Source organism: Paraburkholderia sp. J7, assembly GCF_905220155.1.
Classification (GTDB): Bacteria; Pseudomonadota; Gammaproteobacteria; order Burkholderiales; family Burkholderiaceae; genus Paraburkholderia.
Genome location: NZ_CAJMYZ010000150.1, coordinates 1 through 236 on the forward strand (window position 1 = coordinate 1; position 236 = coordinate 236).

A 236-nucleotide genomic window follows, 5' to 3' on the forward strand; every position below is an offset into this window, starting at 1 on the left:
GGCTTCGTCGGCGGCTTCGTGAACGGCACCTACGCGTTCCTGCTCGCCGATCTCTTTCCGACCCACGTACGCTTCTCCGGCATCGCGCTCTCGCTCAATCTCGCGACCGTGCTGTTCACGGGCATCACGCCGCTCGTCGTGACCGATCTGCTGCATCGCGTCGGACCTGTCGCGCCCGGCCTCTACATGACGGCGATCGCATGCATCGGGCTCGTTGCCGGGCTCGCGCTCAAGCG

1 pseudogene is annotated in these 236 nt (G+C 66.5%); it reads left to right on the top strand.

From position 1 onward, the window contains the following. Positions 1–236 (top strand): annotated as a pseudogene (locus tag U5A58_RS40730) (MFS transporter); the annotation flags it as partial.